10 protein-coding genes are annotated in these 11,857 nt (G+C 64.0%); all 10 read right to left on the reverse strand.

Annotated features, from left to right (window positions below):
* Positions 1-65 precede the first annotated feature (65 nt).
* Complete coding sequence (locus tag FY258_RS03955) at positions 66-911, reverse strand: TIGR03936 family radical SAM-associated protein (protein ID WP_118103300.1); 846 nt, start codon at positions 909-911, stop codon at positions 66-68.
* Positions 908-2,785 (reverse strand): TIGR03960 family B12-binding radical SAM protein, encoded by a 1,878-nt coding sequence (locus FY258_RS03960; protein ID WP_118103302.1) that lies wholly within the window; start codon positions 2,783-2,785, stop codon positions 908-910. Before FY258_RS03960 ends, FY258_RS03955 begins: the two co-directional genes overlap by 4 nt.
* 134 nt (positions 2,786-2,919) lie before the next feature.
* A complete protein-coding gene (locus FY258_RS03965; protein ID WP_118103304.1) occupies positions 2,920-3,810 on the reverse strand; it encodes a hypothetical protein in 891 nt (296 codons plus the stop codon).
* Between the two features lie 56 nt (positions 3,811-3,866).
* Positions 3,867-5,048 (reverse strand): FtsW/RodA/SpoVE family cell cycle protein, encoded by a 1,182-nt coding sequence (locus FY258_RS03970; protein WP_006722616.1) that lies wholly within the window; start codon positions 5,046-5,048, stop codon positions 3,867-3,869.
* 9 nt (positions 5,049-5,057) lie between these two features.
* The gene (gene mrdA / locus FY258_RS03975; RefSeq protein WP_118103306.1) at positions 5,058-7,103 is read right to left on the reverse strand and encodes a penicillin-binding protein 2; all 2,046 of its coding nucleotides are present in this window, start codon (positions 7,101-7,103) and stop codon (positions 5,058-5,060) included.
* Positions 7,104-7,112: 9 nt separating this feature from the next.
* The gene (gene mreD, locus FY258_RS03980) at positions 7,113-7,676 is read right to left on the reverse strand and encodes a rod shape-determining protein MreD (RefSeq protein WP_118103308.1); all 564 of its coding nucleotides are present in this window, start codon (positions 7,674-7,676) and stop codon (positions 7,113-7,115) included.
* 10 nt (positions 7,677-7,686) lie between these two features.
* Positions 7,687-8,601 carry a rod shape-determining protein MreC gene (mreC, locus tag FY258_RS03985; RefSeq protein ID WP_118103310.1) on the reverse strand — a complete coding sequence of 305 codons (915 nt, stop codon included), beginning with the start codon at positions 8,599-8,601 and terminating at the stop codon, positions 7,687-7,689.
* Between the two features lie 81 nt (positions 8,602-8,682).
* Positions 8,683-9,714 (reverse strand): rod shape-determining protein, encoded by a 1,032-nt coding sequence (locus FY258_RS03990; RefSeq protein WP_006722612.1) that lies wholly within the window; start codon positions 9,712-9,714, stop codon positions 8,683-8,685.
* Positions 9,715-9,833: 119 nt separating this feature from the next.
* Complete coding sequence (locus FY258_RS03995; protein ID WP_118103312.1) at positions 9,834-11,252, reverse strand: tetratricopeptide repeat protein; 1,419 nt, start codon at positions 11,250-11,252, stop codon at positions 9,834-9,836.
* Positions 11,253-11,301: 49 nt separating this feature from the next.
* Positions 11,302-11,841 (reverse strand): peptidylprolyl isomerase, encoded by a 540-nt coding sequence (locus FY258_RS04000; RefSeq protein ID WP_118103314.1) that lies wholly within the window; start codon positions 11,839-11,841, stop codon positions 11,302-11,304.
* Positions 11,842-11,857: the final 16 nt, after the last annotated feature.

The raw sequence follows: 11,857 nt of genomic DNA on the forward strand, positions 1-11,857 counted from the left end.
GTCGGATATGGTATCAGGTGGATTATGGCGCGTCAACGGATATATTCAACGTTTTCCCTGCATATTCACAGGTTCGACAAAGCCCACGCCGAGCGCTCCCTCAAGAGGCTGCCAGATGGCACCTCGAGCATTCGTCCGAGTGGCTCCGCCTCTCCTCCGTTTTCCAGGGAGATGCGCTGCCCAGAACGCTCTACGCGATAGCTCTCGATGGTGCCGAGCTGCTGGACTCCCGTCGAGATGATCTCCTCGTCAACACCGGGAGCAAGGCCGCGCAAGCCCTGGTCGAATGCGTCGATGAGGATTTCAGGCCGCAAAGAGCCGTCGTTGTCGCACCGTGTCTTGAGCTCAACCCAGGCCCGACCCTCGGGTGAGGGCAGGAAATTGGCCTGAGACAAGACGCGCTTCAGGTCCAAGGACTTGGATTTCTTACCACGCCTATAGGGGATCTGCAGGTCATCGTTGGAAAACCACCAAGATGAGAACACGTCGGAAAGCTTCTCGACCGAGGCACCTGATCCCTGCGAGAACGAGAGCTCGATCAGATAGTCGACAAGCGTAATCTCGGCGGTGAGCGCCGGGCGACGGAGCTCAACGTAGGCAGCGTCGATAGGACGCAGGTCCACGGGAGCGGCGGCCTGCAGCCGCGCAAGCGCGTCCTCGGCAGGGATGAGCTCCGTCAGATACACGTCGAAATACTCCGCCGTGGAAGACGTCCCCACTGGAAGTGCCGAGGTGTAGGCGATACGCATATGCGGAGAGAAGCCCTGCGTGACCGCATAGGGCAACTTCGCACGGCGCACAACCTGCTCGACCGTGTGAATCAGCTCGAGGTGGCCCAGATACTTGAGGCGCCCCAACTTGGGATAGGCCACGCGGAGGCGGAAGAGCGTGGGTTCGGATGCGTTCGTCATGCGCGCTCACCTACCAAGACGTTGTCGGCTTTCAGGGTCGGGCACACGCCGCAGCCCGTGCAGGACTCGCGCGTGCAGTCGGGCGTGGTGACGCCCTCGAGGGATCGACGGTACTCGCGCAGGAGGAACCCGCGGGACACGCCCGGGCTCACATGTTCCCAGGGCAGACGCCAATCGAGCTCGAAGGACTCCTGGGCGAGCGCCCTCAGGTCCATGCCGAGCTCGGCGGCGGCCTCTTCCCAGCGACTGAGCTCGAACTGCTCGGTCCAGGCGTCGAAGCGCTGGCCGCGCCTCCAGGCACCCTCGATGAGAGGCGCGATGTCGCGGCCGCCGCGACTCATGACCGCCTCGACGAGCGAAGTGGCGGCGTCGTGGCAGTGGATGCGAACGGCGCGATTCTTCACCGAATGGAAGAGCAGCTGCTGGCGACGCTTGACCTCGGCGTCGTCGAGCTGCGGGCACCACTGGAACGGGGTGTGGGCCTTGGGGATGAACACCGACACCGAGATGGAGACGGAGATACCGCCGCGCTGCTCCTTGGGAACGACCTCGCGCGCAATCTCGAGCGTATGGTCGGCGAGCTCGGCGATGGCGACGATGTCCTCATCGGTCTCCCCCGGCAGACCCATCATGAAGTACAGCTTGACGCGACGCCAACCGGCCTCGAACGCGGCGCGCGTGGCGCGCTCGAGATCCTCCTCGGTCACGTTCTTGTTGATGATGTCGCGCATGCGCTGGCTGCCGGCCTCGGGAGCGAAGGTGAGGCCGCCCTTCTTCTCCCCCGCAACGGCCGCGGCCATGTCCACGCCAAAGGAGTCGAGGCGCTGAGACGGAACGGAGATGGAGATACCGGTGTCGCCCAGGCGCTTGTTGAGACGATTGAGCATCTCTGCGCATTTGGAGTGATCGGTGGTGGAGAGCGAGTTGAGCGAGACCTCGTCGTAACCCATGTGGGCCAGACCGCCTGTGACGGCGGAGACAACCTGGTCAGCGGAGCGCTCGCGCACCGGGCGGTACGTCATGCCAGCCTGGCAGAAGCGGCAACCGCGGGCGCAACCGCGCAGCACCTCGACGCAGAGACGGTCCTGGACGATCTGCATGTAGGGAACGACGGCCTGCGGAACCGGGTTGGTGGCGCCAAAGTCCTTCACCACGCGCTTGTACACGACCGGCGCGACCTCCTCGCCCTCGCGCGGAACCGTGTAGCCGTGCGGCGAGCAGGGCTCGTCATGGCGCACCTCATAGAGGGACGGCACGTAAACGCCGCCGACCTTCGAAAGCTCGCGAAGCATCTCGGCACGGGGCACGCCGGCATCACGCAGCTCGCGATGGCGCTGACAGAACTCGACGATCTGCTCCTCGCCCTCGCCGATCATCATGCAGTCGAAGAACGGAGCCAGGGGCTCGGGATTGTAGACGGAAGGACCGCCGCAGATGACGATGGGATCGTCCTCACCGCGATCTGCCGCATGAAGCGGGATGCCGGCGAGGTCGAGGCCCTCGAGGTAGTTGGTGCACGCCATCTCATGCGGCACGTGGAAGCCCACAACGTCGAAGGACGCGATGGGAGCCGCACCCTCAAGCGAGAGCAGCGGGATTCCGGCGGCGCGCATCTCATCGGCCATGTCGACCCACGGGATGTAACCGCGCTCGCAGGAAAGACCGGGTGCCTCGTTGAGATTGCGGTACAGAATGGCGATGCCCTGGTTGGGCAGACCCACCTCATACACGTCGGGGTAGATCAGCACGCAGCGGTGCTCGGCCTCGGGCTTGTACAGCGCTCCCCACTCATGGTCGATGTAGCGCGTGGGCTTTTCGACGCGGGCGAGCAACGGTTCAAGCTCATGGAAGCGGTTCTCATAGGGAACTCGCATGAATCCTCCTTATCGGGGGCTTAACGAAAGCAAAAGTCATGGGTGTCGGGAATGATAGCGCATCGTCGCGACACGGGCGAACGAAAGCACTCCGCACGGGCGGCAACGGCAAACCAAAAGCGCGACAAGCCGGCCTACGCGACCGCCTGCGGCTCAGGGGCGAGCAGGGTCTTCGCGCGAGAATACACCCCGCGGAAGAAGTCGTTCAAAGGACCGTAGTCGATATCGCGCTCGTAATAGGCGCTGAGGCAGCACCCCATGCCGAACGTACCGGCGCCCGCGACAAGGGTCTTGAAGACCACACCCGGTCGCCCGATACGACGTGCCACCGCACGCGCCCCGGTGCGCAGAGCGAGCGCACCCGCGAGCACCATGGCGGCCTCGTACGCGCGCTCGGCCCGCATGGGCTTGCCGAACACGCCCGCGAGCTTGAGCATCATCCCGAGCTGCGTCATGGTCATAACGGGAAAATCGGCGCCCGGCATGAAGAACAGCGCACCGGTAGCAAGGTTGGCCATGGTCGCCGACCGCACCACCCGCATGGCGGCCGCGATGCGCATGAAGGCAAAGTTCGCGGCAAAGGCGGTGTCTTTGTCGGTCCGATCCAAGATCCAGCTCGCAAGCGAGGAAAGCAGGTGCGTTGCATCGCTCGCGGCGATAAGCCCGAGCATCGCCGTATCCTGCTGGATAAAGGGAACCTCGACGCTGGATTCGCAAAGAATAACGGTCGGGACCCCCGCGATCGCGATCTGCTGAACGCGATCTTGCAGCAGCGGGCTGCCCGAGCTCACCACCAGGGCAACGTCGGTATCGGCCTTGACGGAAAACACGGGCGCATCGAGACGCGCGACTCGTACGAGCCCCGAGGTCGTCTGCGGCACCAGGGCGTCGCGCAGGCACGAAACGATATGGGAGGGCGCGCCGGCGTCAAGGTAGACCGCCACGCGCACCGGCGCATCGACATCGCCTTGGACGCTCGCACCCATCTTGACGGCGTCAACGACAGAATCAACGGGAATCCTCATGTCACTCCTCGAAACGCTCAGACCAATACGGACGTATCCATACGACCCAGACGGGTCTATACGGACTTGTTACCCACTCGCCAGATCGACTGGACGATACCGACTGCCGCGCACTGCATGAGCATCGACGATGAACCGAAGCTGATGAAAGGCAGCGGAATGCCAGTGATGGGCATGAGACCGATGCACATGCCGACCTCCTCGAGCAGCTGGAAGGTCCACATACCCACGATGCCAACGCATGCGAGCTGCAAGAACAGGGAGTCGGATCGATGCGCCACGCGAATGGTGGAAAAGATCAGGAAGGCGAACAGGCCGAGCAGCACGAGCGCGCCGACGAAACCGAACTCCTCGGACAGCAGGGCGAACACGAAGTCGGTATGGGCCTCGGGCAAAAAGCCAGCGCCGGCCTGCGATGCGTTGCCCACGCCCTTGCCGAAGAAGCCGCCCGAGCCCACGGCGATCATGGACTGCAGCAAGTTATAGCCGGCACCCGAGGTATCGGACTCGGGGTCGATGAAGACGAGCAGGCGGTTCATCTGGTACTGCTTGAGCAGGACATCGCGCCCCAGCATGCCGTCGAGGACCGAGTCGAGGGCAAGCATGATCGAGACGAGGCCGATGATGAGAGCCACGGTGCACAGCACCCATTCCTTCCGGGGCCCGCTCATCATGATGATGGCGGCACCGGCAAAGAAGATCACCAGGCCGCTGCCCAGGTCGCCTGCGACCACGGCCGCACCGAAGGGAACCATGAGCATCGCACAGAACTTGACGTACTCCCTCACCGAATCGATGCGACCGTTGTACTGCGCACCGAGCGAGGCCACAAAGAAGATCGTGATGAGCTTGGCAAGTTCGACCGGCTGGAAGGTGAGTCCGATGAGCGGGATCTTGATCCATCCGGTCATGCCTTTGGCGTTGTAAGAGAGGCCGGGGATATAGGGGCTGAACAGAACGATCAAATCGATGACGAGCAGGACGGTCGTCATGCCGGCCAGGCCTGAGAAATCGGACCTCCAGCACAGGAACGCCAAGAACAGTCCGAGGCCGATGCCGACGAGCTGGCGGGTGAACGAGGCCTCGGCGATGGTGAGCGACGCGGTCCAAATCACAAAGGCGCCGTAGGCGAGCAGGAGCACCCAGGCGATGAGCACGGGCACGCTGACCTTCTGCCGCAAGCCCGCCCTGTTGGCGCCCATCTTCTTGTTCACGCGCGAAAGCGTATCTTGAGCCATGTTCCTCACCTACCTCGAGGTATCTCCGCCGACGTACTCAAGCGAGTCGGGACAATCGTAAATGGCGCCGAGGACGTGGCGAACCGCCGGCATGGAGCACGTTCCGCCAAAACCGCCCTGCTCAAGCAACGTGGCCACCACGTATTTAGGGTCGTCATAGGGGGCATAAGCGATGAACCAGCCGTACAGCTCCTCCCCCACCTTCTCGCCCGTACCGGACTTGCCGGCCACCTGGACGGGCAGGTTTTTGAAGTGCTCGGCGAGAGCGGGAGACTCCTCGTAGATCATCGAGTGGAGTCCCGCATGGACGACGCCCATCTGGGAGTCTTGGTTCTTGAGCTCGACCGTCAGACGTTTCTTCGGCTCGAAGGTATAGGCATCGCCCTGGCCGTCGCGGGCCACGACCGAATGCAGGACGTGAGGCGTGTACTCGACGCCGTTCATGGCGATACCGGCATATGCCGTTGCCATCTGGATGGGCGTCACGAGGATGTCGCCCTGGCCGATGGCGATGTTGGTCATATCGCCGGCATTCCATGCACGCTCCTCGGCCGACCAATCCTTGAAGTAGCTCTCTTTCCATTCGGCATCCGGAACGCGACCCACACCCTCGGCAGGCAGATCGACGCCCGTCTTGGAGCCCAGGCCCCAACGACGGAACATCTCCTGCAGACCCTCGGTGTCGTGGTCAGCGTAGAAGAAGTTCTTGCCCAGATCGTAGAAGACCGCGTCGCAAGAGTCCCTGATGCCGTCTTGCAGGCCACGGACGCCGTGGCCCTTGTGCAACCAGCACCACTTGCCGCTTCCCTCGCCCAGGCCGGTCCACCAACCCCTGCAATCGGATCGAGTCTCGGCAGTGTATACGCCGTATTCCATGCCGGCGAAGGAGCTCAGGGGCTTGATGGTGGATGCGGACATGTACTGGCCACCAACAACGCGGTTGACCAGCGGACGCCCGCCCTTGTCATCGTTGAGCTCGGACCAGATATCGGAGGAGATGCCGCCGACGAACACGGACGGGTCGAAGGACGGGAAGCTCGCCATGCCGAGGACATCGCCATTGGTGCAGTCGAGGCAAACGCAGGCACCCGCACCTCCCGGGTATCCGGTGCGCTCGGCGATCTCCTGGCTGATCTTAAGACCCTCCTCGCACGCCTGCTGGATCTTCACGTCAATCGTGAGCTTGATGTCACTGCCGGGCTCGGCGGGCACGGCTCCCGCCTGAGCCGTCACGTTGCCGTTCGCGTCGACCTTGACGGTCTGCTCGCCACGGATGCCCTGTAGGAGGTTCTCGTAGTAGTATTCGACGCCTGCCTGGCCCACGATGTCACCATGCTGGTAGACGATCGAGCCGGAATTGGCCTTCTCGTCCTTTTGGGCGTCGAGCTGCTCCTGGGTGACCGTGCCGGTATATCCAACGACGTGGCATGCGAGCGTGCCGTACGGATACGCGCGCTCGGTGCGCTCGGCGATGTAAACGCCGGGAAACAGGTCGATGTGCTCCTGGATGTAGGCGACGGTGGAGCGCCTCACGTCGGTGGCAACGGTATGCGGACTCTGCGGGCCCTCGGTGTTGTTCTGGATGTTGCGCAAGACGGCCATGTAGGGCATGCCGAGCACGTTGGCGAGATGCCGAACCGTGACCGGATCATCTGCAAGGTCGCGGTAGGCCGTGATGGCGAGCGAGGGGCGGTTATCGACGATGGCCACGCCGTTGCGGTCGAGGATGCGGCCGCGCGGCGCGGGAGTGGTCACCGTACGCGTCTGATTCTTCTCTGCGAGCGCATCGTAATGGTCCGACGAGACCATCTGCATGCTCCACAGCTTGGCGATGATGGCGGCGAACACCGCTCCGACGCCGGCGGTGAGGAGCTTGAAGCGCCCGTTGGACTTGACGCCCTGGGTGGAGCCCTCCCCCTCCGAGGCGCGCGGGCGCGTGCCATTCTGGGTATCGAAGGTGAACTTACCCGAGTACCCCTTGAGGAACAGCAGCGAGCCGATGATGGCGACGAGCAGAATGACGCCGGCTATGATAACGATGAGCTGGGCATCCATGGGTGCGACCTACTTCAAGCCCTTGAAGCGCGAACCGCGCCCGTAGCCAAAACCGCGCGAGGAAAATCCGCGCCGCGCCGTGGAAGAACCCGCCATGAGCAGGAACGGGATGCTCGAAAGCACGTCGAGCACCGTCGAAGCGAGGCCATGAACCCCGATGGCGACGAGCACACTCGACTCAACACCAAGGCCGAGCATCGCAATCGAGTAGATGAGATTGACGCCGAGGATGGCCGCGATCACGACGCGCAGCGTCTCCATGCCAACGCCGGAGGCCAGTCCGCGCGACACAAGGGCCACACCGTACCCCACCAGGGCGAGCAACAGTGACATAAGCCCGACAGGACCCGTCGTGGTGAGGTCATACAGAAGGCCGGAGAAGAAGCCGATGTACACCATGGTGCGGGAATCGAGGGAAATGGCCAGAGACACCGTCAGCACGAGCATGAAATTGAACGCTCCGCCGAAAAGGTGGATCTGCGGCGCGAGGGCCAGGTGCAGCAGGATGCACGCCACGGCAATGCCCGAGAGACGGCCGCGGGAGGGGCCTGAGCTGTTGAGTTCGAATGCCATGGACTACCTCCTATGCGCCGGCCGTGGCGTCCGCGTCTGCGGCGCCGTCTGAATCAGATGCATCGTCTTGCTGCTTGGCCGCGCCGCCCTGCGGCGTGTTGTTGGCTGCGGCGACTTCCTCATCGGAGGCGACCTGGTCATCCTCGAGAGAAGTAATGACAAGGACCTCCTCGTTGTTCTCAGCCGTGGAAGCAGGCCGCACGACGATCGTGTAATACACCGCGTTCGCGTCACGGTTGATTGAGGCGACGGTACCGAGCGGCAGCCCCTTGGGGAACGAGCCGCCGATACCAGACGTGATGATGATGTCGCCGGCGGACACCTCAGCATCGGAGACGACGTACTCTAGGCGCAGCGTGCCATCGGCTTGGCCGCGGAGCATGCCCTGGGCACGCGAACCCTGAACCATGGCCGAAATGCCGGACTGCTCGTCGCTCACGAGACGCACGGTGGAAGTGGTGGCAGAGACCTCGATGATCTGACCGATGACGCCACCCGAGCTGCATACGGGCATGCCGACCTCGAAGCCGGCGTTGGTGCCCTTATCAATGATGACGGCGTTGGACCAGGCATCGCCCGTGGAACCGATGATGCGGGCGGCGGTCGACTTCAGACTGTACGTGGACTGGAGGCCGACGAGCTTCTCAAGACGAGCAGCCGTTTCCTGAGCCTCGGAAAGCTCGGCGACCTTGGCGGTCAGGCGCTCGTTCTCCTTCTTGAGCTCCGACAACGTCTCGGACGAGGCGCCGGCGTTGCCGATCGCGTTGCCGATGGCGTTGAACGGGGCCGCAACGGCACCGCCCAGCATGCGGACGGGAGACGTGACCGTCATCGCCGCGCCGCGCAGGGAGTGAATCATGCCGGCATCACCTTCACGCAGGTAAAACGTGAGAAGCAGCAGCGACACGAGGCATAAAACAATCAACGGGCGACCACCCGTTGATTGTCTTGAGCTATGCAGATTGGAGGAATACTTGGGCTTACCCGGCACAGGCCGACCTTTCCGCTACGCGTTGCTCTGGACGAAACCGCCGTCGAAGGCGTTTGCCTCCAGGACGCGCGCGCAGCCGTTCACGACGTTGTCGAGCGCGGTGGGACTCACGTTGACCGCAACGCCCGTCTCATCGCGCAGACGAACGTCAAGACCGCGGAGCATGGCGCCGCCGCCCGTGAGCAGGATGCCGTAGTACATGAGGTCGGAGGCAAGATCCGGCGGGGTCGCATCGAGGGCGTCCTTGACGGCCTTGGTCATCTCATCCAGCGGCTTGTTGAGGGCGCGGCGAATCTCCTCGCTCTCGATGCGAACAGTCTTGGGCAGGCCCGTGATCACGTCGCGGCCGTTGACCTCGACGTCGAGCTCGTCCTTGAGCGGGACGGCCGAACCGACCTTGATCTTGATGTCCTCGGCGGTGCGCTCGCCGATGGCGAGGTTGTAGGCATCGCGAACATGCTGGAGGATCGCCTGGTCGAACTCATCGCCGGCGATGCGGATGGATTGGGAGACGACGATGCCGCCCATGGCGATAACCGCGACCTCGGTGGTACCGCCACCGATGTCGATGACCATGGAGCCCGTGGGCTCCTCGACGGGCAGGTCGGCGCCGATGGCGGCGGCCATGGGCTCCTCGATGAGGTAAGCCTGGCGGGCACCGGCCTGGATGGTGGCCTCGAACACGGCGCGCTTCTCGACGGAGGTGACGCCAGAGGGCACGCACACAACGACGCGAGGGCGCGGGGTCCAGGGATAGCGCTTCTCACTCGCCTTGTCGATGAAGTAGCGCAGCATGGCCTCGGTCACATCGAAGTCGGCGATGACGCCGTCCTTGAGCGGGCGGACGGCGACGATGTTGCCGGGCGTGCGGCCGAGCATGCGCTTGGCCTCGATACCGACAGCCAGGATGCGCTCGTCGTTCTTATCGATTGCGACGACGGAGGGCTCGCGGATGACGATGCCCTTGCCGCGCACGGAGACGAGGGTGTTGGCCGTACCGAGGTCGATCGCCAGATCGCCATCGTACTGGCCGAAAAACATATCCATCAGAGAAAACAAGTCTGCTCCTACGTCAAACACACGGGGTTCACTGGGACAAGTGTAGCGTCCGCCAGCACGTCAAAGACAACGTGCGCGGAAAACGCATCACCCGTCCACTGAAACAACTACTGTGCGGCAGCCTCGCCGGCGGGCTCGGCGGTCGGGTCCTCCGCGACGGGCGCATCGGCGGCAGAGGCGTCCTCGGTGGGAGCCTCGTCCGCGGCGGCGTCGGCATCGGTGGACTCGGCAGCGGGCTCATCGGTACCTGCGGAAGCGTCGACGTCACCGGAAACGTTGAAGTCGGAGGCGATCGCGCAAACGACCCAACCGAGACCCTCGCGGACGAAGTCGACCTCATAGGTCATCTCGCCGCCCTGCTTGAGCGTGACCTTGACCGTCGCCTTGGTCTCGCTCATGCCGGCGTCCATGCCCTCGATGGTCGCGGTGGCGTCCTTGGGGATGGAGGCCACGATGACCGCACGCTGGCTATCGTCGAGGCCGGAGGCCAAGAACTCATCGGTCGCGGCATCGGAGGAGGCAGCCTCGAACAGCTTGGTGAGCGTGTCCTGCTGCGTGGGGAAGCCGAATCCGCGGGTGTAGGCGAAGGCAAGGCCGCCGCCTGCGACAACCAGGATGAGGAGGATCGTGATGAAGATCTTGAGACCGAGGTGACGGTGCTTGCGGCGAACCTTGGCCTCGGCGCGGTCCTGCTGGACCATCTCATGCTCGGAAAGCGTGAAGAAACCGGTGTCCGACGGATCGGGCATGAAGTTGCCGGACTGTCCGAGCGGGTCGAGCGGGTCGACCGCGGTATCGAAGGCGTCGGCCGCCGGCATCATGGCCGCGGAGGCGGACAGTGCATCATGCGCGCGATCGCGAGCAGCGGCCTGGTCGGCCGTGAGCTGGTACACGCCGTCGGCGGTTGCGGCGGTGAAGGCATCGAGCGCATCGCTGAAGCGGTTGGCGGCGGCGTACGCGCAGCCCAGACCGGCGTTGATAGCGCTCACGTCATCGCGCGGGCCGGCAAAATCGAGCGCGGTGCGGTACGACTCAATGGCATCCTCGGGACGCTGCAGGGCGACGAAGCAATCGCCGAGGCTCGCCAGGGCGCCAGCCGGGGCGGGGTTGGTCCCGTCGATGGCAGCCTGGCGGTAGGCCACGCCGGCCTCCGTGAGGTTGCCGAGCTTCTCCAGCGCACTGCCGAGACCGAGGTAAGCCTTGTAAGGGGTGGCGTAGCTGGCATCCTGGGTGGCAGCGGAGAAGGAGGAAACGGCGGAGGCCAGATCGCCGGCGGCGACGAGGGCCTTACCCTGATTGGTGAGCAGCGCACCCTTCTTGCCGTAGGCGTCGTCCTTCAACGCGACGGCATAGGCGGCCGCCGCCTCGGCGTAACGACCGAGGCGCATGAGCGAGTTGCCGCGGAGATGGTCGGCCTCGCCCCAGGGCTGGTCGCCTTCCTTGGCAGCGGAGAACAGCTGGGCCGCGGCGGCAAAGTCGCCGGTGCGGTAAGCGCTGCGGGCCTGTTCCAAAACTTGAGCGTTCACATGTACTCCTTAGACGCGTAAGGGTCGTTTACATTTCGCGAGGCGGGTTTTAAGCCTCGTGGACGATCTCGATACGACGGATCTCGTCGCCGGCGCGCAGACGACCGATGACGTCGAGGCCCTCGACCGTGGAGCCGAAGACGGTGTAACCCGAATCGAGGTTGTGCTGCGGACCCAGGCAGAAGTAGAACTGGGAGCCAGCGGAATTGGGATCCATGGAACGGGCCATCGCAAGGGCGCCGTCCTCGTGGCTGTTGTTCGGGTTGGTGGAGAACTCCTCCTGGATGTTCCAGCCGGGACCGCCGGTACCGGGCTGGCCGTCGGGACCCATCTGGCCCGCGGCGACCTGCTCGGGGGTCATGTCGCGCGTGTTGGGGCAACCGCCCTGGATCACGAAACCGGGGACGTAGCGATGGAACTTAAGGCCGTCATAGAACCCCATGACGGACAGCTCGCAGAAGTTCGCGACATGGATCGGGGCGCCCGCGCAATCGAGCTTGACGCGGATGGTGCCCTGCGAGGTCTCGATGATGGCGCTCTCGTCGCCGGCGAGCTGGTACTCGGGCGTGCGGGTCTTCTTGAAGAACATGAGTCTCCCCCTAACG

Source organism: Collinsella intestinalis, assembly GCF_902364775.2.
In the GTDB taxonomy this organism is placed as follows: domain Bacteria; phylum Actinomycetota; class Coriobacteriia; order Coriobacteriales; family Coriobacteriaceae; genus Collinsella.

Bases quoted from the DNA above. Each gene is read 5' to 3' on its own strand.
- mrdA (WP_118103306.1), bottom strand. From the start codon at position 7,103: ATGGATGCCCAGCTCATCGTTATCATAGCCGGCGTCATTCTGCTCGTC.
- FY258_RS04000 (WP_118103314.1), bottom strand. From the start codon at position 11,841: ATGTTCTTCAAGAAGACCCGCACGCCCGAGTACCAGCTCGCCGGCGAC.
- FY258_RS03960 (WP_118103302.1), bottom strand. From the start codon at position 2,785: ATGCGAGTTCCCTATGAGAACCGCTTCCATGAGCTTGAACCGTTGCTC.
- FY258_RS03970 (WP_006722616.1), bottom strand. From the start codon at position 5,048: ATGGCTCAAGATACGCTTTCGCGCGTGAACAAGAAGATGGGCGCCAAC.
- FY258_RS03965 (WP_118103304.1), bottom strand. From the start codon at position 3,810: ATGAGGATTCCCGTTGATTCTGTCGTTGACGCCGTCAAGATGGGTGCG.
- FY258_RS03990 (WP_006722612.1), bottom strand. From the start codon at position 9,714: ATGGATATGTTTTTCGGCCAGTACGATGGCGATCTGGCGATCGACCTC.
- FY258_RS03955 (WP_118103300.1), bottom strand. From the start codon at position 911: ATGACGAACGCATCCGAACCCACGCTCTTCCGCCTCCGCGTGGCCTAT.
- mreD (WP_118103308.1), bottom strand. From the start codon at position 7,676: ATGGCATTCGAACTCAACAGCTCAGGCCCCTCCCGCGGCCGTCTCTCG.